We start from the raw sequence: 22,167 nt of genomic DNA on the forward strand, positions 1-22,167 counted from the left end.
TCTCCGGTGGCGGTACTTGCGGGGACGGGGCCGAAGCGCCCCGTCCCTTTTTTGTGGGTGGGATTCCAGAGAACGGCATCCACGCATGACGCAGATCTACGGGTTGGAACGTCGCTGCATGGGCCTTGCCGATCACGTGCTGGCATCCGCGCAAAAGAAAACCCGCTGCCTGCGCAGCGGGTTTCCGGTCCTGCTCCCTTTGTGTTGCCGGCCAGCGGCCGGTACTACCGGGTCCGGGCTGCCGGGCAGGACCCGGCGCTACCTCAGAACTTGTAGTTCACGCCCAGCATGTAGGTGCGGCCCCACTCGATGTACTCCAGCGGGCGGTCCTTGCTGCCGGCGTAGGTGCGGTACGGCTCGTTGGTCAGGTTGCTGCCCTGCAGCAGCAGGGTCAGGCCACGCAGGGCACTGCTGTCGCTGAAGGTGTAGCTGATCTGCGCGTCGGTCACGTTCTCGCCGACAACGTAGCGCAGGCTGCGGTTGCCGTTGAAGTTGCCGATCTCGCCGATGAAGTCCGAACGCCGGCGCTGGCTGACGCGAGCTTCAAAGCCGCTGCGCTCGTAATAGGCCGTGAAGTTGTACACGCGCTTGGACAGGCCGGGCAGGCTGATCGGGTCGCTGCCCACGCTGGACGCGCTTTCCGGGTCCAGGATGGTGATGTCGCTCTTGTTGAAGGTCGCGCTGGCCTGCACGCCGAAGCCACGCAGGCTGTCGGTCAGCATCTCCAGCGGGAACGAGGCGGTCAGTTCCAGGCCCTTCAGCGTGCCGCCCTTGCCGTTCTGCGGGGCGGAGAAGGTGCCGGTGGTCAGCACCGGTGCCGTCATTCCCGGCGGCGGCACGTAGCTGCCCAGCAGCGCGGTGAAGTCGTAGTTGTCGACCGACTGGGTGTAGACGTAGCTCTTCAGGTCCTTGTAGAAGATCGCGGCGGCCACGTAGGCCTTCTCGCCGAAGTACTTCTCGTAGGACAGGTCCAGCGCGGTGGCACGCCACGGGTCCAGCAGCGGATTGCCGCCGCTGCCGCCGGGGCGCCCGGTGCCGGTGTCCACGCCGAACTCCAGGCCGGCGCGCATCTGGTCCACGCGCGGCCGCGCAACCTGCTTGGCGGCGGCAAAACGCAGCGTCTGCTGATGCGGGAACAGGAAGGCCAGGTTCAGGCTCGGCAGCCAGTCATTGTAGGTGCGGCCATTGGAGTACGGCTGCACGTTGTTGCCGGCCGACTGCGAGCTGTCCCAGTACCGCGAATCCGAGCTCTGGTCGGTGTGCTGCATCTGCACGCCGATGTTGCCGCGCACGCCGACTTCACCGATGTCGGCGTTGATGTTCAGGCGCGCCCAGGCGGTGGTGATCTTCTCCTGTACCGTCCACGACTTGGGGATCAGGTAGTCCAGGTTGTCGACCGGGTTGAAGGTCATGTAGCGCCCCACCGCGGCGGGCACGTTCCAGGCCGGGATGGTGCCGAGGCCGGCGAAGCCCAGGTTGACCGGGCGGTACTGCAGGTCCGAGGCGATGTTGGCGTCGCCCTGAGCACCCAGCAGGATGTTGCCTTCGGACTGGGTCTTCACCTTGCGGCGGTCGGCATAGTTCACGCCGATGTCGATGTCCGGCGCCCACGACGCGACGGCATCGGGCAGGGCGATGGTGGCTGCCAGCTTGCCACCCTTCAGGCGGTCTTCCACCTGCGGCACCTTGCCGTAGCCGGAACCGTAGATGGTGTTGGTCAGGAACAGAGCGTCGGGGTTGGAGTAGTTCAGCCCCGGGCTGATCTGCGAGAAGCCGTCCTGGCGGATCGACACGCCGACCGTATCCAGCTGCGGCATCGGGGTCAGCTGCAGGTTGTTTTCCAGGTTCAGCTCATCGCGCGTGGCCTTGGAGTAGTTCAGGTCGGCGACCAGCTTGACGCCGCTGAAGTTGAACTCGTTGTTCCAGCCGAACGCGTCGATCTTGTCCTTGCGCTTGTTGTACATGCCGCGCACCAGCGGATACACGCCGCTGGCGGTGCCGCCGGTGAACGAGCCATTGGCGTTGACCTGCGGGTTGCTGACCAGCAGGCCCGGGGTGTAGTTGCCGTTGTAGTTGCTGAGATTCAGCTCGAACTGGTTGGCGGTATCGATCTGCTCGGCTTCGGTGTGGAACGCATCGAAGGTGCTGGTCCAGCTGTTGTTGGGCCGGAACTGGATCGTGGCCATCACGCCGTCGCGCTTGTTGTTGCCGGTGCGGCGCAGCGCCTTGATGCCATCGGAGAAGTAGGTGCCGGCGCCCACGCCCGGGCGGTCGCCCTTGTCGGTGTGCTCGGTGGTCCACGGCTCGTACAGGCCGACCTGGTTCTCCTGGATCGGCATGTCGCTGTGCGCATAGCCGATGGCGATGCCCAGGGTCTTGTCCAGGAACTGGTCGATGTAGCTGGCGCTGAAGCGGTTGCCGTACGGATCGGTGTTGGCGGCGCGGCCCAGCGAGCTCTTCTGGTAGCGGCCACTGACCGCGATCACGCGCTCGCCGAAGCTGAGCGGGCGCGCGGTCTGCATGTCGATGGTGCCCGACAGGCCCTGGCCGACCAGCGCCGCATCCGGGGTCTTGTACACGGTCACGCCGTTGACCAGCTCGGACGGGTACTGGTCGAACTCGACGCCGCGGTTGTCGCCGGTGCTGACCACTTCGCGGCCATTGAGCAGTGTAGTGGCGAAGTCCGGCGACAGGCCGCGCACGCTGATCACCTGCGCACGTCCGGCGACGCGCTGTGCGGCAAGGCCAGGCAGGCGCGAGATGGACTCGGCGATGCTGACGTCGGGCAGCTTGCCGATGTCTTCGGCGGAGATTGCTTCCACCACCGAGGTGGCGTCCTGCTTGACCGCGATCGCGCTCTCGATGCCGCGGCGGATGCCGGTGACCTGCACCGTATCGAGGTTGGTGGCGGCGGTGCCGGCCGGTGTGGTGGTGTTCTGCGTGGACTGTGCCGACGCCAGTGTCGGCGCCAGGACAACGGCCAGCGCGATGCTCAGCGCGCTGCGCTTGTGGTTCAACATTTTCCCCTCCCAGGCAATGTTGCAGATCGATTTGTGAGCGTTCCGGCGGGGCCGTGAACGTGCGACGCGGTGGCCGCTGTCGTCGCCGCTATGGTAGGCAGCGCATTCTTCGCGGGAATCACCCTGCATACGTATTCAATGGCGTCTACAGGGATGTAATCGCTTTCAGGTACTGCTTGCAGTAGTGCCGGCCGCTGGCCGGCATCACGATCAGCGGGTTGCCGGCCAGCGGCCGGCACTACCCGTGCGTTCAAAGCGGTGTGAAGCGAATGGCCTGGCCACCGCCTGGTGCCAGCACCAGCGTCAGTGCATCGGCGCTGGTCACTTCGCGGGTTTCGCGAACGAACCCGAACGGGTTGCTGCGGAAATCAGCGCCTTCACCATCACGGTAGATCTCGGCGCGATAGCGCACACCCGGCTCCAGGAAGCCCAGCGAGACCGGCAGCACGCGTCCGTGTTCATCGGTGATGCTGCCGAGGAACCAGTCGCGGCTGTTGCGGTCGCGGCGCACGATCGTCACGTAGTCGCCCACTTCGCCATCGAGCACGCGGCTCTGCTCCCAGTCCACCGCCACGTCCTCGATGAAGCGGAACGCCTCGCGATGCTGCAGGTAGTGCTCGGGCAGGTCGGCGGCCATCTGGATCGGGCTGTAGAGCACCACATACAGCGCCAGCTGCCGCGCCAGCGTGCTGGGGATGGCCTGGCCGTGGCGGCCCTTCAGGCTGAGGATGCCGGGGGTGTAATCCATCGGCCCGGCCAGCATGCGGGTGAACACCAGGTTGACCTCGTGCTCGGGCGGGTTCGGCGGCTGGCCCCAGGCGTTGTACTCCATGCCGCGTGCGCCTTCGCGCGAGATCCAGTTGGGATAGGTGCGGCGCAGGCCGGTGTCCTTGATCGGCTCATGCGGGTTGACCGACAGGTGCCGGCGCGCGGCCTCCTGCACCACCTTCAGATGGTGGCGTGCCATGAACTGCCCGTCGTGCCACTCGCGCCACAGCGGTCCCCCTGCCGGATTGCGACGATCGACCTGGCCGTCGTCGCACACATAGCCGGTCTTGAACTGGTCCACGCCCAGCCGTGCATACAGGTCCAGCGCGGCACCCAGCTGGTCCTCGTAGTGCTCGATGGCGCAGCCGGTTTCATGATGGCCGATCAGGTGCACGCCCTTTTTCAGGCCGTACGCGGACAGCGCCTCAATGTCGAAATCGGGCGTGGCACGGGTGAAATCGAAGTCGTAGCCATTGCCCACCCACATGCCGTCCCAGCCCGGGTTCCAGCCTTCCACCAGCACGCCACGGAAGCCGTGCGCGGCGGCGAAGTCGATGACTTTTTTCGTCTTGGCGGTGGTGGCCGCGTGCTTCGGCCCGGTCGCCCAGCTCTCGTTGTCCAGGTGCATCGACCACCACACGCCCAGGTACTTGGCCGGCTTCACCCAGCTCACATCACCCAGCGCATTGGGTTCGTTGAGATTGAGGATCAGGTCCGATTCGACCAGGCCACCGGCGCGGTCGGCAATCTGCAGCGTGCGCCAGGGCGTGGCGAAGGGCAGGGTGCGGCGTACCTTCCAGCCTTCGGCCGAGGGCGAAAGCTGCGCGCGCAGGCGTTGTCCCTCGGTCCGGCGCAGCCACATGCCGGCATAGTCCACCAGCGCCGCTTCGTGGATCGCCACGTGCAGGCCGTCGCGGCTGCGCAGGGTCATCGGCGTATGCACCAGCGGCACTTCGCGCAGCGGCGTGCGCTGGTACAGGTATTCGTAGTGGATCGGCTCGCCGGCGGGAATCCACCAGGCGGTTGATTCGGGCGCGATGGCGAACTCGGTCAGTTCGTCATCGATGATGGCCTCGCGCAGGTTCGGTTGTTCAGGGAACACATAGCGGAAGCCAAGGCCATCATCGTAGACGCGGAACACCACATCCAGCCGCCGCTTGCTGCCGGTGGTTTCGGCCAGCTGCACGGTCAGCTCGTTGAAGTGGTTGCGGGTGAGCCGGCGCTCTCCCCAAGGCTGCTCCCAGGTGTCATCCACGCTGTGCCGCTGCTGGCCCAGCAGGGTGAAATCGCGGTCCAGGCGACCGTCGCGCAGGGCGAAGCCGAGCTTCGAATCCTCCACCACGGTGTCGCCCAGGCGCTCGACCCGGTAGCGGGCCGTGCCGCCATCCAGCAGCAGACTGACCTTCAATACCTTGCCCGGCGATTCGACGCTGGCCACCTGGGGCGCGGCCTGTACCAGCGTGGCCCATCCGATCAGGGCCAGACCGAGCATGTGCGCGAATAGCGCGCGTACAGCAGTGGGTGACATCGGCAATTCCCCTCCCAAGGCGCCGTTGGCAGACCCGGACCATAAGCCAGCGCGGCGGGTGCGCTACCGCGCGATGCCATGAATACGTATGCAACTGGACGCAGCCGACAGCCCCGCGTCTACCATGGGGCCAGGGCACCTTGAGGGAGGGGCCGCGCCCGCCCGCCGGCAACGACGGTGCGGACCTACAACGCGTGCAGAGAGGGAGGGAGGCCGACGGGCGCAAGCCGGTCCGCCGCTTCGATGCTGAAGATCATTTGCCTGACCGCTGCCCTGGGGGCAGCGCTGGGGACGACCGCGCAGGCGGCCGACCTGCAATTCGACGGCCGCCATGCGCGCGCCGAAGCCGCTGCCGAGGGCAGCTTCGTGCTGCATGCGCCGAAAGGTGAGGTGCGCATCGCGCCGATGCCGATGCGCAGCCAGACCGGCAGCGTGATGTTCGACGCCCTGTTCGCGCTGGCCCAGCAGGAAATGGACCAGGACCGCGTGGATGCCATCCGTGATCCCGCCTTCGACGAAGGCCGGCCGGTGCCCTGCGAGTGCTTCCAGACCGGTGCGCGCTGGCCTTACGTGTGGACGCGCGATGTCAGCTTCGCCGCCGATCTGGCGCTGGCGCGGCTGGATCCGCAGCGCACCCGGCAGTCGCTGCAGTTCAAGCTGTCGGCGGCCCGCGATGGCCATACGTCCGGCCTGTTCGTTGCGCAGGACACCGGTTCCGGCGGCAGCTGGCCGATCAGCAGCGACCGCGTGGTGTGGTTCCTGGCAGCACGTCACCTGCTGGAGGATCGCGCGTTTGCCGACCAGGTCTGGCAGGCGCTGCAGGGCACGCTGGCGCAGGACCGCGCGATGGTGTTCGACGTGCAGATGGGCCTGTACCGCGGCGAGACCTCCTTCCTGGACTGGCGCGAGCAGACCTATCCAGACTGGACCCGCGAGGATGTGCGTTTCATCGGTGATTCCTACGCACTGTCCACCAACGTGCTGCACTACCAGGCACTGCGCCTGGCCGAACGCCTGGCCGGGCAGCACGGCGATGCCCGCGCGACCGACTACAAGGCCTGGGCCGATGCATTGGCGCAGCAGATCGATGCGCGCTTCTGGCGCGAGGATATCGGCCAGTACATGAGCTACATCGGCGAAGCCGCGCACCCGGTGCCGTACGCCAAGGTCGATCTGCTCGGCCTCTCGCTGGGCATCCTCGCCGAGGTGCTGCCGCCCGAGCGCGCGCGGCGTGCGCTGGCGGCGTATCCGATGGGCCCGGCCGGCAGCCCGGTGGTCTGGCCGCAGGAAGCACAACAGCCGATCTACCACAACCGCGCGATCTGGCCGTTCGTCAGTGCCTACTCGCTGCGTGCGGCGCGGCAGCTGGACGATGCGCCGCGCATTGCCGCCGAGATCCGCTCGCTGATGCAGGGTGCCGCGCTGGCCGGCTCCAACATGGAGAACTACGAGCTGGTCAGCCAGGCCGTGCATGTCGAGGAAGGCGCGCTCAGCGGGCCGGTGGTCAATTCGGAGCGCCAGCTGTGGTCGGTGGCTGGGTATCTGTCGATGGTGGTCGAGGGCGTGTTCGGCGTGCAGGATGATGGCCGCGTGCAGCCCAAGCTGCCAGCGGCGCTGGTCCCCGAACTGTTCGGCAAGCGGCGCCGCATCTCCCTGGAGGCCGATGGCAAGCGCTATGTGCTGGAGCGGCCGAAGCAGGTGGGTGATGGCCTGCTGGTGGCGGGCGAGGTAAAGACGCGTGGTACCGCCACCACCGTGCAGCTGGTGGCCGCGCCGTCGCGCACGTCGCCCGCCAGCACGGTCGATGCCAATGCGCGCGCGCCGGCAACCCCGCCCGCGCCGCAGGCGCGACGCAGCGGCAGAGGTTGGTCGGTACCGGTGGCTGAAGGCCAGGTGCTGTGGCAGGACGGCCGGGCGGTGACCGCGATCACCCAGGGCGTGGCACGCATCGTCGATGACGGCCTGCAGCATTGCCTCAGCCTGACCCGGCGCGATGGTGCATTGGAATCGCTGCACAGCCCGATGGTCTGCGTCGGTCCGCAGCAGCGACTGAAGGGTGCCGAGCGCTGGCAGTTCACCTCGGCCAAGGCGGGGCAGGTGCGCCTGCGCCTGCAGTACAGCAACCCGAATGGGCCGATCAACACGGGCGTGACCGCCGCGGTGAAGCAGCTGGTGCTGCAGTGTCCGGGCCAGCCGTTGCAGCGGCATGCGGTCACCCTGCCGCACAGCGTGACCGTGCAGCACTCGACCTCGGCGGCATTTACGGTGCCCAAGGGCCGATGCACGGTCGCGCTTGAAGAAGGCTTCAACATGAGCGCGCTGCAGCACTTCGCGCACTACACCGGGGGCAAGGGCGGGCGCGACGGCGCGCTCAACCAGGCGCAGGTGCAGGCGCTGACGGTGGCGCCCGTGGCCGTAGAGGGCGCACGATGAATCGCCCCGCCAAACCCCAGCTGTCGTTCTGGCAGATCTGGAACATGTGTTTCGGTTTTCTCGGGATCCAGTTCGGCTTCGCCCTGCAGAATGCCAACGCCAGCCGCATTTTCGAGACGCTGGGCGCGGACATCGACGCGGTACCGGGGCTGTGGATCGCCGCGCCGCTGACCGGCCTGCTGGTGCAGCCGGTGATCGGTTACCTGTCCGATCGCACCTGGACGCGCTGGGGGCGGCGCCGTCCGTTCTTCATGATCGGTGCGGTGCTGACCACGCTGGCCCTGCTGGTGATGCCGAATTCGCCGACGCTGTGGATCGCGGCCGGCACGCTGTGGGTGCTCGATGCCTCGATCAACGTATCGATGGAGCCTTTCCGTGCCTTTGTCGGCGATCAGCTGGCGCCACGCCAGCGTCCGGCCGGCTACGCGATGCAGAGCTTCTTCATCGGCGTGGGCGCCATCGTCGCCAGCTTCCTGCCGTTCATCCTGGCCCACTTCGGGGTCGCCAATACGGCCGCCGCAGGAGAGGTGCCGGACACCGTGCGCTATGCGTTCTACTTCGGCGCGGTGGTGCTGCTGGCGGCGATCACCTGGACGGTGCTCAGCACCCGCGAATATTCACCAGCCGAACTGGCTGCCTTCGATGATGCCGAGCCGCCGGCGCATCATGCGGGAGCGGTGATCAACGGCCCGGCTCCATGGACGCGGGTGACCCTGTGGCTAGGGCTGGGTGTGCTGTTGGCGCTGCTGATCACCTGGCGACAAGGCGACAGAATGCTGTACGTGCTCGCAGGCCTGTGCGCCGGCTACGGCCTGCTGCTGGCGGCCGCGCGCGCGTTGCCGGCCACGCACATGCTGGCCGCCATCGTCGGCGACCTGCGCGCGATGCCGGTGACCATGCGCCGCCTGGCGTGGGTGCAGTTCTTCTCGTGGTTCGCGCTTTTCGCCATGTGGATCTACACCACTGCTGCGGTCGCCGGTGCCCACTTCGGTTCGACCGATCCACAGTCGGCGGCCTACAACGAAGGTGCCAACTGGGTGGGCGTGCTGTTTGGCGCCTACAACGGCTTCGCTGCGCTGGCGGCGGTGCTGATTCCGCCGATGGTGCGTGCGATCGGCCTGCGCTGGAGCCACCTGGTCAACCTGTGGCTGGGCGCTGCCGGCCTGGTCTCGCTGATGTTCATCCGCGACCCGCACTGGCTGCTGCTGTCGATGGTCGGCGTCGGCTTCGCCTGGGCATCGATTCTCTCGCTGCCGTATGCACTGCTGTCCGACAGCGTGCCGGCGTCGAAGATGGGCGTGTACATGGGCATCTTCAATTTCTTCATCGTGATCCCGCAGCTGGTGGCGGCCAGTGCGCTCGGCTTTGCCCTGCGCGCCTGGCTGGGTGGCCAGCCGATGCATGTGCTGGTGCTGGGCGGCTGCAGCCTGTTCGTCGCCGGCCTGTGCGTGCTGCGGGTTCCGTCCCGTCCGGAGGTGGTGTGATGCGTGGTGTCCTGGCTGTTGCTGTTTCCCTTGCCCTGTTCGCCGGCCAGGCCGTGGCCACGCCGCGCCCGGACTACGTCGGCACCACCGAGCCATTCGCCAGCGATGCGGTGTACTTCGTGGTCACCGACCGCTTCGTCAACGGCGATCCGTCCAACGATCACCGCGACCAGGGCGGCACGCATCGCACCTTCGATATTCCGGTGCCGTGCCCGGACAAGGTGGACGGCAACATCGGCTACCTCGGCGGCGACTTCCGCGGCGTGCTCGACAATGCGCAGTACATCCGCAACCTGGGTTTCGGCGCGGTGTGGATCACGCCGATCGTCGACAACCCGGACCAGGCCTTTACCGGCAGCAAGCCGATCAGCTGCACCAGCACGCTGACCGATCGCGGCAAGACCGGCTACCACGGCTACTGGGGCATCAATTTCTACAAGCTCGATGAGCACCTGCCCAGCAGGGACCTGGACTTCGCCGGGCTGACCAAGGGCCTGCACGGCGCCGGCTTGAAGGTGGTGCTGGATATCGTCGGCAACCACGGCTCGCCGGCCTGGACCATGCCGACGCGGCAGCCGCAGTTCGGCCAGATCTTCGACAAGGACGGAACGCTGATTGCCGACCACCAGAACCTGCCGCCGCAGAAGCTGGATCCGACGCACAATCCGCTGCACGCGTTCTACAACAACATCGGTCCGGTCGACAGCAAGGACGGTTCGATCTTCGACGGCAACCTGGCCGAACTGTCCGACTTCAACCAGGACAATCCGGCGGTGATGGATTACCTGGTCGGCGCCTACCTGCAGTGGACCGCGCAGGGCGTGGACGCGCTGCGCATCGACACCATCGGCTGGCTGCCGCACCCGTGGTGGCATGAATTCGTCAAGCGCATCCGCGCCGAGCACCCGGGCATGTTCATGTTTGGCGAAGCCTTCGACTACAACGCGGCGACCATTGCCGAGCACACCTGGCCATCCAATGCCAACGTGAGCGTGCTCGATTTCCCGTTGCGCGGCGCACTGGAGCAGACCTTCGGCACCGCCAACAAGGGCTTCGAGACCCTGGCCGAGCCACTGCACCTGAGCGGTGGCCCGTATGCCAATCCGTACGAGCTGATGAGCTTCTACGACAACCACGACATGCCGCGCCTGCAGGCCAGCGACAACGGCTTCATCGACGCGCACAACTGGCTGTTCACCGCGCGCGGCATTCCGGTGGTCTACTACGGCTCGGAGACCGGCTTCATGCGCGGCCGCGCCGAGCACGCCGGCAACCGTGCCTACTTCGGCCAGCCGCGCGTGGACGCTGCACCGCAGAGCCCGATCTTCGCGCCGCTGCAGCGCATCGCCAGGCTGCGCGCAGCCACCCCGGCGCTGCAGCGCGGCCTGCAGGTGAACGAGCGCCTGCAGGGCGACGAGGCGGTGTTCTTCCGCGTGCTGCAACAGGGCGAGGTGGCGCAGACCGTGCTGGTGCTGCTGAACAAGGGCGATGTGGCGCGCACCTTCGAGGTGGATCGCTACCTGCAAGCCGGCACCTGGCGTGACGCGCTGGGTGGCGGCACGGTGCAGGTCAAGCGCCAGCTGAAGGCTGACGTGCCAGCGCATGGGGTGAAGGTCTACGTACTGGATGCGCCCGTGCAGCAGCCGGCACTGCAGGCCGAACTGGACAAGGCGATGGCCGACCAGAAGGCGCGGGACGTGCGTCTGGGGCGGTAGTGCCGGCCGCTGGCCGGCAACTCGTGAATCCATGGTCCCTTCAGGTGCCGGCCAGCGGCCGGCACTACCGGGGGGGGCACATCCGGCACAATAGGCACCCCTCACGCCCCGCCGTATCGCCATGACCGACCTCGCCCCGCAGACCCCGATCGAAACCCTGCTGAAGGCGGCGATGGACGGGGCGGTGCCGATCCGCGCCTTCATGGAGGCCTTCGTCGCCTCCGACGTGGTCCTGCTCACCGGCAGCCTGGTGACCCCCGACGGCAGCGGCTTCGACCCGCTGCTGTTCGACAAGCAGGGCACCCTGCACGTGGCCGTGTTCACCGATCCATCGCGCGTGGGTATCTACAGCCAGCAGGCCGAGCACCAGATCCGCTGGCGGATGCTGGACGTGCTGCGCCGCGTGCCCGGTGGCTACGGCGTGGTGATCAATCCGGGCACCGCGCTGGGCTTCGAGATCTCGTCCAGCGGCGTCGGCGAGATCCTGAAGGACTTCGCGCAGGGCTGATTGTCCTGTAGAGCCGAGCCCATGCTCGGCTGCCGTTCGCGCAATGCCGGATCGGTCGAGCACGGCTCGAAGCTACCGAACGCTTCCCTTCGGGTGCCGTACGTGATCCCCTTTGGATGACACCAGGATCGAGGCTCTGCCATGGAATTGAGGGAATTACCTGCCGGCTCACCGGCACGATCACGCCATTCCTGCTCCGCACTGATCTTCCTGATCGCAGCCATCGTCGCCGCGCTGGTGTCCGTGCCCCTGCTGCGCGCGATGGGCATGGTGCAGTGGCCGGCCTTCGCCATTGCCTGGCTGATCAACCTGGGTTCGGCCTGGTATCTGGCCCAGTGGGCGCGCCAGCAGGGTCGTTCGGCGTGGGCATTCGGACTGCCGGCGGTGCTCGGTACGGTCGCTTCGATCGTGGTCTATGTGCTGTTGGCATTGCTGGGGCCGAAGGCCGGGGCACGCTGAACCTGCGCGCCTGTCGCGGGTAGTTTGCCGAGCACGGCTCGGTACTGGCACCTGGGTACGACCAGGCCAAACAACACGGGTGAGGCCAAGAGCGATGCCGGCCCAGCGGCGCCTACCCGCGCAGCGACGATTCCCGCACCACCAGCTTCACCGGGATGCTCTGGCTGTCCACCGGCTGCCGGCCGATCAGCGCCAGCAGGCGTTCCACCAGCAGCTGGCCGGCCTGCTTGGTGTCCTGCTGCACGGTGGTCAGCGCCGGGGACACCGAGGCCGCCAGCGGGATGTCGTCGAAGCCGGTGACCGCCACGTCCTGCGGTACGCGCAGCCCGGCCTCGCGCAGGGCGCGCATCGCACCGATGGCGATCAGGTCGCTGGCGGCGCAGATCGCATCGATCGGTTCACCGCGCGCCAGCAGCGCCTGGCAGGCTTCCTGGCCGGAGGCCTCAGTGGTGATCGCATCGTGCTGCAGCACCGGTTCGGCGGCCAGACCGTGGTCCTGCAGCGCCGCGACATGGCCGCGGTAGCGCTCCTGGAATTCGGGGTAATGGCTGGAGGCATGGCCGAGGAAGGCGATGCGGCGGCAGCCCTGCTGCAACAGGTGGGTGGTGATGTCATGCCCGCCCTGGAAGTTGTCGCTGCCGATCGAGACACCGGGCTGGCCGGGCAGTGCGGCGCCCCAACGCACGAAGTGCGTGCCCTGTTCAACCAGCCGCTGCAGGCGGTCGCGCGATTCGTGGTAGTCGCCATAGCCGAGCAGGATGATGCCGTCGGCCTTGTTGCTGTCTTCGTAATCCGCCTGCCAGTCGGTGGACAGCTGCTGGAACGACACCAGCAGGTCCTGCCCGTGCAGGGCGCAGGCGCGGGTGATCGAGCCCAGCATCGAATGGAAGAACGGGTTGATCAGCGAATCGTCGTTGGTCGGGTCCTCGAAGAACAGCAGGGCCAGCGTGCCGGCATTGCGCAGGCGCAGGCTGGAGGCGTTCTTGTCGACCTTGTAGTTCAGCTCGCGGGCGATGCGCAGGATGCGCTCGCGGGTCTCGGCGTTGACCATCGGGCTGCCACGCAGGGCCCGCGACACGGTCGGCTGGGAGACCCCGGCCAGGTGGGCGATGTCGAGGGAGGTGGCTTTGCCTTTGATCGTCATGTGCGGGCGGAGCGGGCAGGTGGAAGGTGCCCGGGCATGATGCCATGCGCAGACGCGAATGCCCCTCTGAACGTCGGTCGGGGCGCAGGTAAGTCATTGCCGGACAAGGAAATCAGCCTGATCCTTCTGTGCGGTCGGGGTCTCCTGACCGGGCGGATGGCGGCGGCAATGGTAAGATGCGTCGTTCTCGCATTCCCCCAAATTTCACCAGGGGCGGCCCAGCGTACTGCACCCCGCCCGGGGCTGTGCTATCACTGGCGGTCTGCCCTTGGACAACGGACGAAGGTACCTATGGCGCGCGGCATCAATAAAGTCATCCTGGTCGGCAATCTCGGCAACGACCCGGACGTGAAGTACACCCAGGGCGGCATGGCGATCACCCGCATCAGCCTGGCCACCACCAGCGTCCGCAAGGACAAGGATGGCAACCAGCAGGAGCGCACCGAATGGCACCGCGTGGTGTTCTTCGGCAAGCTCGGCGAGATCGCCGGCGAGTACCTGCGCAAGGGCAGCTCGGTCTACGTCGAAGGCAGCCTGCGCTACGACAAGTACACCGGCCAGGACGGGGTGGAGAAGTACTCCACCGACATCATCGCCGATGAAATGCAGATGCTGGGCGGCCGCGGTGAAGGCGGCGGCGGTGGTGGCGGCAACTACGGCGGCGATCGACCGCAGCGCCAGCAGGCACCGCGCCAGGAGTACGGCGGCGGTGGCGGCGGCCAGCGTGGTGGCCAGGGCGGTGGCTATGGCAACCAAGGCGGCAACCAGGGTGGCGGCTACGGCAACCAGGGCGGCAACCAGCGCCCGCAGCCGCAGCAGGCGCCGCCGATGGACGACTTCGCTGACGACGATATTCCGTTCTAATTCCTACTTGACGGTTTTAGTGTTGATAGAGGCCCTCATCGTTGCGGATGGGGGCCTTTTTTTCGTTCGGCAGAATCCGGCCGTGATCTAACCTTCTACTTGCGGCAGGGTGTTGATGGATGACTGGCGACACACCATAGCAAATCAGAATGGAGAGCGGCACGGGAAAGCCGTCTGCGCGAGCCCACCGCTGGTGCATGGCTTCGGCGGGTCTTGATACGGCGTGCGAAGGACAGGCATAAGCCTAACGAGCTGGCGCGGGGCTGCTGCACACCGTGTGGACACGGTTACCGCGGGCCTATGCTCAATTGCGGTGTGCTTCTCCAAAGCTTGTCTTGTCGCACAAAATCTGTCATTAGCTTGCTCTAGGATTTGCCGATCCCCAGCAAGGTTGGGGGAGAAGATGTTCGTTCCGCGCATTAAGGACGGATGTCGGATGGAATGCTTTGGCCGGAATTGCCAGTTTTCTTTCACATGGAGTGTGTACCAATGGCATTTGCAATGCCCTTGCGCAGTCACAAGGCTGCCGCGATTCTCTCATTCTGCCTGGCATTAGGCGGTGCATCGACTGCAAGTGCAGCCACCTACTACGGCCCTCCCTACAAGGTCCAGTCGTTCCGCGGGGTTGGCTCGTTTGAGAGCGTCGGTGCTGCGGTCAACTTCCTGGTTGGGAAGATCCAAGCCCCTTGCCAACAGGACCCCAAGTGCACCAAGCCGCCCGTTGTTACCGTGCGATACGGCAACGATGGCTGGGCGGCGACGATCTACGTCAACGGGAGTGCAAGTGACAATGTTTTTGCTTCCGAGATATTGATTGGACAGCCCCAGAAAAATTTCGGAGGGTGTCAGAAACGCTGTTCAGCCGGGCTTGGCTCTGCAACCGATGGAACTGGGGCTCGAGGTGCTGCTGACAGTGCTTCAAAGGCCAATGCCCGTGACCCAGGGAGCCCGTTTGAGGGCGATCCGATCAATACGTCTACCGGCAACTTTTACCGGCAGGAAACCGACTTCGAATCTCCATCAGGCCTGATGTTCCGGCGGTTCTACAACAGTTCTCCCCGTGCTCCGGGTTCTTCCTTGGGGCCTCAGTGGCGCCACCTGTTTGATCGGCGACTTGAGGTGCTAGCTTCCAATACTGGAGCTGCCGGAGAATACACGTTCATCCGTGCTATTCGGCCGGATGGCAGTTCAGAGCGGTTCACTCGAACCTCAAGCGGCTGGACTGTCGACGCCGATGTCGCAGACGTGCTCGTCGATCGAGAGGCGGGCACCGGCTATGCATTGCAGTTGGCGGCGAACCGCCAAACCGAAATCTACGATGCGACAGGCTTGCTGAAGGAAGTCTACGACGCTGCAGGCAGGAAGCTTCTGTCCTTGCAGTATTCGGACGCAACCACGCCGGCAGATGTGGCGCCAGTCGCTGGACTCCTGTTGACCGTTGGCGACGCCAGCGGGCGCACGCTGAGCTTTAAGTATGATGCCTCATCGCGATTGACCACGATGATGTTGCCGGACGGTGTATCGCAAGCGTTTGGCTACAACCCCGCCGGGCAGCTTGCATCGGTGACCTATCCGGACGCCACAAGCAAGGGCTACATCTACAACGAAACAGCAAACAGTCCCACTGTCGCAGGGGCGTCCTTCCTCACAGGAATTGTGGATGAGAAAGGCGTCCGTTACGAGACCATAAAGTTCGACTACACCCATCGCGCTTATCACGCTGAATTCGCTGGCGGAGTTGATACCACAACCCTGGACTATGCCGCTTCCACGTGGAAGGGAACGCTGCCAGTCACCGTCAAGGGGCCACTCGGAGCCACTTCTAAGTTGGGCTTCGTGGATACAGGAAAGGGGCGTTTGATGCCCGCGGGCGGTTCGGCCCCCTGTGGCGACCAGTGCAACCAACCCTACAAAGCCATGACCTATGACGCGAACGGCTACCCGGCGTCGGTCACGGACTTCAAGGGAATCACCACAAGGACCACTTACACGGCAGACGGGTTGCTGGCCGAACAGGTTGACGCCGCCGACACCCCCCAGCAGCGCACCACGACGACCACGTGGGATAACGCACTGCGTTTGCCCCTGAGTCGGGTGGTAAAGAACTCCGCGGGCGTGGCCGTTTCCAGCAGTTCATGGAAGTACAACGCGTTGGGCCTGGAGGTCGCGCGGTGCGAGGTGGATCCTGCCAATTCGGCTGCGGTCGCGTATGCGTGCGGAACTGCAACCAATGCACCCGCTGGGGTTCGTCAATGGACCACCGCCTACTGCTCGGCGGTGGATGCCACCCAATGCCCGCAAGTCGGTCTTGTCCTTGCCGAAGACGGGCCGCGGTCCGATGTTCAGGACGTTACCAGGTACAGCTACTACCTGGCCGCGGATGAGTCGGGTTGCGGCGTTCTCGGGGGCTCCTGCCACCGCGCTGGTGACCTTCAGTCCGAGACCAATGCTCTCGGTCAAGTGACGACACGGCTGGCCTACGACCGAAATGGACGTGTCAGCCGCCTTCGAGACGCGACCGGTACGATCCATGATTTTGGCTATTCCACTCGAGGCAAGCTCACCTCGATAACTGAGCGGAACAGCGTGGACGGAGCTGCGTCTACCAACGATCGAGTGACCTCCCTTTCCTATGATGCGACAGGTAATGTCGCATCGCTTGTTGACCCCGATGGAGTATCCCTCAGCTACACCTACGATGATGCGCACCGTCTCGTCCAGATCAATGACGGGGCCGGGAACAACATTCGCTACACCCTCGATGTGGCAGGCAATCGCACGAAAGAGGAGGTGTTCGACGCAGGTGGTGGACTGAAGCGTTCGCTCTCTCGCGTTTACAACAAGCTGGGGCAACTGGTGTCCCAGAAGACGGCAGCGGGGAATTCAACCGACTTTACGTATGACCTGGCGAACAACGTCCAGCTCATCACCGATGCCCTGAAGCGCAAGACGCAGTTTGACTACGATCCCTATGGAAGGCCCAGCAGGGTGCTTCAGGACGTTTCCGGAATGGCAGTCGAGACGCGATACGAGTATGACGTCGAAGGCCGGACCACCAAGGTGGTCGATCCCAAAGGCCTGGCGACCATTTACGGCTATTCAGGGCTGGGCGACTTGTTGAGCCGCCAGAGTCCTGACACGGGCGCAACCACTGCCAGTTACAACAGTGCAGGGCAGCCGGCGAAGCAGGTTGACGCCAATGGCACGGCTAGCAGCTACACATACGATGCCCTGGGACGCGTGGTGCGCAAGGTTTATGGGGACCAGGCGATTGTTGCGTCATACGTGTATGACCAAGTCGAGGACATCTGCTCAGCTGGTGAGTCGTTTGCAAGCGGGCGGCTCTCATCCATGCAGGATGACGGCGCTAAAACCCAGTATTGCTACGATCGCGCCGGCAATGTGACGCGCAAGGTGCAGACGTCATCGGGGCAGAGCGTAGGCGTCAGCTATGCCTATACCAATGCTGGCCGACTTCGTTCTGTCACCTATCCTGACGGAATGGTGGCGGACTACAAGCGAGATGCAGCCGGCATGGTCACCGAGATCGGCGTGACGCGACCGGGGGCTGCTCGTGTCGTGTTGCTTTCCAGTGCAAAGCGCCATCCCTTCGGCCCCACTGCGGGCTGGGCCTACGGCAACGGGCGTACGCTGGCGCGAGACGTTGACCAGGATTACCGTCCGTCAGCGTTGATCGGCAGTGGCTCGGGAGCACTGAATGCAGCCTTCTCGTTCAGTGCCGTGGGCGAGTTGACCGGCCTCACCTCCGGAGGGACTGGGGCAACGTCCGTATCGCTGACCTATGACGCATTGAGCCGACTGACTGCCTTCAAGGATGCGGCGACTGGCTCGATCATCGACAGCTACGCCTACGACGCCACGGGCAATCGCACGTCCGCGAAGGTCAATGGAGTTGATCAAGCCTACGTCTATCCGTCAGACAGTCATCGCCTGCAAAGCGTCGGGGGCGTGTCGCGTGCCTACGATGCGGCTGGCAACACGCTTTCGATCCAAGGCGTAGAACGCGAGTTTGCTTACAACGCAATGGGGCGCCTGAGTGCGGTGAAGCGAAACGGCACGGTTGCTGCGGAATACCATTACAACGATCTTGGCCAGCAGATAGCACGTAAGGCCGGAGGTGCCTCAGCGCTGAGTCTCTACGATGAGCGCGGGCAATGGCTGGGGGAATACGACCAGGCGGGTATTGCGCGTCAGCAGGTGATCTGGTTGGACAACCTGCCTGTCGGATTGCTGAAGGGTAGCGCGCTCTACTACGTTCAGCCGGATCATCTGGGCACCCCTCGCGTTGTCGTTGATCCAGCCCGTGACGTCGTAGTTTGGAGTTGGGATCTGAAGGGGGAAGCGTTCGGTGCGACGGCACCAAACGAGGATCCGGACCAGGACGGCACGCTGTTTGAGTTCGCGATGCGCTTCCCTGGGCAGCGATACGACGCTGAGAGCGGTCTTCACTACAATGTTCAGCGTGACTACGATCCCGCCAGTGGCCGCTTCGTGACGTCAGACCCGCTCGGATTGCAGGGGGGAATCAGCACCTATGGCTACGTGAAGGGCAATCCTCTCACCTCGGTTGACCCCGATGGGATGCTGGCAATTCCTTTGCTGCCCCCGCCCCCCGTGGTCACGGGCGCCCCGGGTGCCGTTGGGGCGTACAATGGGGGCGACCTCAGCAATCCGAACGGCAATTGGGATTTTGGTCCGAAGATCAACTTGGACTCCCTCAAGAATGTCTTGATGCTCCAAGAAATGATGGGGATCGGTCCCAACGGTTTGCTCAATCCCAATAGCGCTACGTCGCAGATGTCATTGGCAGTGCTGAAGCAAGCCTGCTCGGACAGAGACAAGGATGAGGACTGCAGGAAGGAGATTGAGCACTGCGTGTCAATCTGCAGTCGCGCTCGCAGGGATCCCGACCTTAAGGGAGTATGGGGTGGAAGCAGGGCCCGTTGCCTTACTGGATGCGTATCTTGGCGTTGCCAAGACAAAATAACTGAAGATGACCTCAATGGAATTCGATGAAGTAAAAAGCTGGCTTGAAGCGGGAGACGTTCCTAGAGCACGCGCTTGGCTGATTGATTTCGTTGACCAGGGCCATGAAACGGAAGGGGCTTGGCTACTTCTCGCAGCCATCGGCATGCGTGCGAATGACGCAGAATTGTCCCTTCGCGCGTTTCGGGCACTCGAAAAGACCCGCCCTCACGATGCCTATGTGGCGTCTGGGTTGGTCGATGCACTTATGAGTATCGAGCGCTACCAGGAGGCCCGCGAGGTAATCCTCTCCTTCCGTAAGGTGGCCAAAAGAGGCGCTCCCTTCCACGATGCAGTCTTGGAAGAACACGAGGACGCACTGAGTTTGATTGAAGAGCGAATGCGTGCGGAGCAGCCGTCGTTGGGTGACGGCCGAACTGGGAGCGGTGATTGAAGATGTCAGGAGAGGGGCATTCCCTCTCCTGGTTGAGGTCCAGTCATCTGATTGTCAATAGGAAGCGCTTCAGCTTGAGCAATCAAGACGCCTCCAGGGCCGCGTCGGTGGCTTTCGGCGACCGGGTATTGCACTTCAGCAGGTGATCTGGTTGGACAACCTGCCTGTCGGATTGCTGAAGGGTAGCGCGCTCTACTACGTTCAGCCGGATCATCTGGGCACCCCTCGCGTTGTCGTTGATCCAGCCCGTGACGTCGTAGTTTGGAGTTGGGATCTGAAGGGGGAAGCGTTCGGTGCGACGGCACCAAACGAGGATCCGGACCAGGACGGCACGCTGTTTGAGTTCGCGATGCGCTTCCCTGGGCAGCGATACGACGCTGAGAGCGGTCTTCACTACAATGTTCAGCGTGACTACGATCCCGCCAGTGGACGCTTCGTGACGTCAGACCCGCTCGGATTGCAGGGGGAATCAGCACCTATGGCTACGTGAAGGGCAACCCGCTTACCTCGATTGACCCCGATGGGATGCAGGCAATTCCTTTGCTGCCCCCGCCCCCCGTGGTCACGGGCGCCCCGGATGCCGTTGGGGCGTACAATGGGACAGACCTCAGCAACCCGAACGGCAATTGGGATTTTGGTCCGAAGATCAACTTGGACTCCCTCAAGAATGTCTTGATGCTCCAAGAAATGATGGGGATCGGTCCCAACGGTTGGCTTAACCCCAATAGCGCTACGTCGCAGATGTCATTGGCCGTGATTAAGCAGGCTTGCTCCACAGATGAGGGCGACGAAGATGATCACTGTGACAAGAGGTATGCGGAAGAGACGGCAGTGTGCAGGGCGATAAAGAATCGCCGAAGCTCAAAAGCAGCCGCAAGGTGCTACGCTTCCGGCGCACAGCGATATGCAGCGTGCTTACGGGGCGAGCACGTTCCCGTATTTGACGTATGGAACAATTAATTTCAGGTGGAAGTCAATGAATTCTGGGGGTTATTCCCACTTGGTTGAGATAGATGAAGAGACTAGAATTCTATCGATTTACAGGATTTCATCCCGGCGTCGAGAGCTATATACCTCGGTGGAATTGCCCTCCGGGCCGTGCGTAGCTGGCAACGCTGTCTTCGATGAGTTCTTCAAGCTTTTAGGCGAGAACATAGTTTTTGATTCGCCACAGGGCAGGCGTTGCCTCGGTTTGGAGGATGAGGATGGCGAAGTTCTTGGGCCTGGATGAATTAAAGGAATGGCTTGAAGGCGGAGATGTCCTTGGGGCGCGCGCCTGCCGGGCCGTGTCGATGCTCTTGACTGACGGGTGCACCTGACGAGTGCAGATGTTTACGTTCGAACAGGCTCAATCGAACAGAACGCCTGTCTTGCCTGACCAGCGAGGATTTGTTTACACGCTTGGTAGTCACAACCGTTCTGATTCCTACTGGACACTTTTAGTGTTGATAGAGGTCCCCATCTTTATGAATGGGGGCCTTTTTCGTTTGGCAGCATCCGGTCGTGACCCAGCCTTCTACCTACGGCGAGATGTTGATGGATGAGGGACGAAACATCTGAGCTAATCAGATTTGAGAACGCAGAGCAGTACGGGAAGAAGTCTGCTCGAGTCCATCGCTGGCCGGGGAGGCAATCATCAGCATCGGCCCGTTTCGACTATGGATCTGTGCAGGGTCTCGGCGGGTCTTGATGACGGCGTGCGAAGGACGGCCATAAGCCTGGCGAACTGGCGCGGGACTGTCGCAGATCCTGCGGACACGGTCACCGCGGGCCTATGCCCAATTGCGCTGTTCTTCACCAAAGCAAGCCCAATCGCCGAGCCTTGGAGCCCGCTCAAGGAACCAATACATTTGGCAGATCCCTGATAAGGTCACACAGCTGTGCAAACGCCTTTTGGTCCGTCTTCCCCCACGTTTCTGGTGAGCCGATGAATACCACTGCGCAAATTTCGTGCCTCATCCTTTGCGTTCTGCTTGGCTCTTCCGTGTCCGCGCGGCCGCTTGCAGAGAGACTCGCGGCGGACATTGAGATGGCCGAACACTCTATTCTTGCCTCGCTGGTGGTGCACAAAAGTTCCGAGAGCAAGTCACTGTGCTCTCAGACGCCATATGCTTGTGTAGGGGCAGACGGTGCTGAGCTTGGTCTCGCCTTGACAGGGGGCAGCAGGAGTGCTGCCGCTCCTCGGCACTTGGTTGAGCTGTCGCGATTTCGTATGGATGGAGCGCTTTCCGAGGACTACAAGTGCTACCTCGCCGCGCATGGCAATTCAACGGTTCAGGCCGCGTCGAAGCTGGATGCCAAAAAGCTGGCAGGGCAATGCATGTCCGAACTTGCTGCTTTCAAACGTCGGGCCGGCGCTGCAAAGTTCGACGTGGCGCCCGATAATGTTTGCAGCTCAGTGGCGGACATCCAGCGATCCCTGCGTGAAGCTGTTCGACTAGCCAATGCAGGCGGTGAATGTGACGGCTTCTGAGTCGGTCATCGGAACAAGCTGATGCGTACGTGATTCGCGAAGCCTTGGCTTGGTTGACTGCTGTCGCTCGCCGTCGCGAGCTATGCAGTTCTGCAATCCGCTGGCTCCGAGGCAGGGCTGGACCCTGGCGGCGGGGTGCACCCGGATGCAGAACGAAGACATCCAGGAACTGGCTGATATGGTTCGTGAGGCTACGAACGCCCGGTGATCATTCAATGCTTCCGAGAATAGGGCCAATGCATTGGGTCGGGGCGTCGAAGTTCTACTGACTTTGCTCGCTCGCTTGAGAAAAAAGCCAGTAGATTTTATCTCAAGCGACTGATCTGGTTAG

The 22,167-nt window shown here is 63.7% G+C and carries 13 protein-coding genes; 10 read left to right on the plus strand and 3 right to left on the minus strand.

Going from position 1 to position 22,167, the window contains the following annotated elements:
- Positions 1-263: 263 nt before the first annotated feature.
- Both ACMGRF_RS03415 and ACMGRF_RS03420 read right to left on the minus strand, forming a co-directional pair.
- Complete coding sequence (locus tag ACMGRF_RS03415; protein WP_198994648.1) at positions 264-3,020, minus strand: TonB-dependent receptor; 2,757 nt, start codon at positions 3,018-3,020, stop codon at positions 264-266.
- Positions 3,021-3,270: 250 nt separating this feature from the next.
- Positions 3,271-5,322 carry a glycoside hydrolase family 97 protein gene (locus tag ACMGRF_RS03420; RefSeq protein WP_049411632.1) on the minus strand — a complete coding sequence of 684 codons (2,052 nt, stop codon included), beginning with the start codon at positions 5,320-5,322 and terminating at the stop codon, positions 3,271-3,273.
- Positions 5,323-5,559: 237 nt separating this feature from the next.
- On the opposite strand from ACMGRF_RS03420, the gene ACMGRF_RS03425 reads away from it, so the two are divergent.
- From ACMGRF_RS03425 to ACMGRF_RS03445, 5 genes are all read left to right on the plus strand, one after another.
- The gene (locus ACMGRF_RS03425) at positions 5,560-7,749 is read left to right on the plus strand and encodes a Six-hairpin glycosidase-like protein (RefSeq protein ID WP_414485629.1); all 2,190 of its coding nucleotides are present in this window, start codon (positions 5,560-5,562) and stop codon (positions 7,747-7,749) included.
- Positions 7,746-9,233 carry an MFS transporter gene (locus tag ACMGRF_RS03430; RefSeq protein ID WP_049411627.1) on the plus strand — a complete coding sequence of 496 codons (1,488 nt, stop codon included), beginning with the start codon at positions 7,746-7,748 and terminating at the stop codon, positions 9,231-9,233. The genes ACMGRF_RS03425 and ACMGRF_RS03430 overlap by 4 nt, the downstream gene beginning before the upstream one ends.
- Positions 9,233-10,948 (plus strand): alpha-amylase family glycosyl hydrolase, encoded by a 1,716-nt coding sequence (locus tag ACMGRF_RS03435; RefSeq protein WP_180879875.1) that lies wholly within the window; start codon positions 9,233-9,235, stop codon positions 10,946-10,948. Before ACMGRF_RS03430 ends, ACMGRF_RS03435 begins: the two co-directional genes overlap by 1 nt.
- 121 nt (positions 10,949-11,069) lie before the next feature.
- A complete protein-coding gene (locus ACMGRF_RS03440) occupies positions 11,070-11,456 on the plus strand; it encodes an SseB family protein (protein WP_049440217.1) in 387 nt (128 codons plus the stop codon).
- A 141-nt stretch (positions 11,457-11,597) separates the two neighbouring features.
- Positions 11,598-11,915, plus strand: coding sequence for a hypothetical protein (locus ACMGRF_RS03445; RefSeq protein ID WP_180879873.1), 318 nt, complete (start codon positions 11,598-11,600; stop codon positions 11,913-11,915).
- Positions 11,916-12,027: 112 nt separating this feature from the next.
- Here the strand turns inward: ACMGRF_RS03445 and ACMGRF_RS03450 are convergent, their stop codons facing one another.
- Complete coding sequence (locus ACMGRF_RS03450) at positions 12,028-13,059, minus strand: LacI family DNA-binding transcriptional regulator (RefSeq protein ID WP_049440213.1); 1,032 nt, start codon at positions 13,057-13,059, stop codon at positions 12,028-12,030.
- Positions 13,060-13,350: 291 nt separating this feature from the next.
- Between ACMGRF_RS03450 and ACMGRF_RS03455 the strand changes: the two genes are divergently transcribed.
- The 5 genes from ACMGRF_RS03455 to ACMGRF_RS03475 all read left to right on the plus strand — a co-directional run bounded on the left by ACMGRF_RS03455 (position 13,351) and on the right by ACMGRF_RS03475 (position 21,836).
- Complete coding sequence (locus tag ACMGRF_RS03455; protein WP_043034165.1) at positions 13,351-13,923, plus strand: single-stranded DNA-binding protein; 573 nt, start codon at positions 13,351-13,353, stop codon at positions 13,921-13,923.
- A 489-nt stretch (positions 13,924-14,412) separates the two neighbouring features.
- The gene (locus ACMGRF_RS03460) at positions 14,413-18,960 is read left to right on the plus strand and encodes an RHS repeat-associated core domain-containing protein (protein WP_241896433.1); all 4,548 of its coding nucleotides are present in this window, start codon (positions 14,413-14,415) and stop codon (positions 18,958-18,960) included.
- A complete protein-coding gene (locus ACMGRF_RS03465) occupies positions 18,947-19,363 on the plus strand; it encodes a hypothetical protein (RefSeq protein WP_049416238.1) in 417 nt (138 codons plus the stop codon). Before ACMGRF_RS03460 ends, ACMGRF_RS03465 begins: the two co-directional genes overlap by 14 nt.
- Before the next feature lie 151 nt (positions 19,364-19,514).
- Complete coding sequence (locus ACMGRF_RS03470; protein WP_414485630.1) at positions 19,515-19,853, plus strand: RHS repeat-associated core domain-containing protein; 339 nt, start codon at positions 19,515-19,517, stop codon at positions 19,851-19,853.
- 1,437 nt (positions 19,854-21,290) lie between these two features.
- Positions 21,291-21,836 (plus strand): Imm57 family immunity protein, encoded by a 546-nt coding sequence (locus ACMGRF_RS03475; protein WP_157803431.1) that lies wholly within the window; start codon positions 21,291-21,293, stop codon positions 21,834-21,836.
- The last annotated feature ends 331 nt before the right edge of the window (positions 21,837-22,167 follow it).

It is taken from the genome of Stenotrophomonas sp. EMP41, from assembly GCF_047495535.1.
GTDB lineage: Bacteria > Pseudomonadota > Gammaproteobacteria > Xanthomonadales > Xanthomonadaceae > Stenotrophomonas > Stenotrophomonas sepilia.

Bases quoted from the DNA above. Each gene is read 5' to 3' on its own strand.
- ACMGRF_RS03415 (WP_198994648.1), bottom strand. From the start codon at position 3,020: ATGTTGAACCACAAGCGCAGCGCGCTGAGCATCGCGCTGGCCGTTGTC.
- ACMGRF_RS03425 (WP_414485629.1), top strand. From the start codon at position 5,560: ATGCTGAAGATCATTTGCCTGACCGCTGCCCTGGGGGCAGCGCTGGGG.
- ACMGRF_RS03430 (WP_049411627.1), top strand. From the start codon at position 7,746: ATGAATCGCCCCGCCAAACCCCAGCTGTCGTTCTGGCAGATCTGGAAC.
- ACMGRF_RS03435 (WP_180879875.1), top strand. From the start codon at position 9,233: ATGCGTGGTGTCCTGGCTGTTGCTGTTTCCCTTGCCCTGTTCGCCGGC.
- ACMGRF_RS03440 (WP_049440217.1), top strand. From the start codon at position 11,070: ATGACCGACCTCGCCCCGCAGACCCCGATCGAAACCCTGCTGAAGGCG.
- ACMGRF_RS03445 (WP_180879873.1), top strand. From the start codon at position 11,598: ATGGAATTGAGGGAATTACCTGCCGGCTCACCGGCACGATCACGCCAT.
- ACMGRF_RS03450 (WP_049440213.1), bottom strand. From the start codon at position 13,059: ATGACGATCAAAGGCAAAGCCACCTCCCTCGACATCGCCCACCTGGCC.
- ACMGRF_RS03455 (WP_043034165.1), top strand. From the start codon at position 13,351: ATGGCGCGCGGCATCAATAAAGTCATCCTGGTCGGCAATCTCGGCAAC.
- ACMGRF_RS03460 (WP_241896433.1), top strand. From the start codon at position 14,413: ATGGCATTTGCAATGCCCTTGCGCAGTCACAAGGCTGCCGCGATTCTC.
- ACMGRF_RS03465 (WP_049416238.1), top strand. From the start codon at position 18,947: ATGGAATTCGATGAAGTAAAAAGCTGGCTTGAAGCGGGAGACGTTCCT.
- ACMGRF_RS03475 (WP_157803431.1), top strand. From the start codon at position 21,291: ATGAATACCACTGCGCAAATTTCGTGCCTCATCCTTTGCGTTCTGCTT.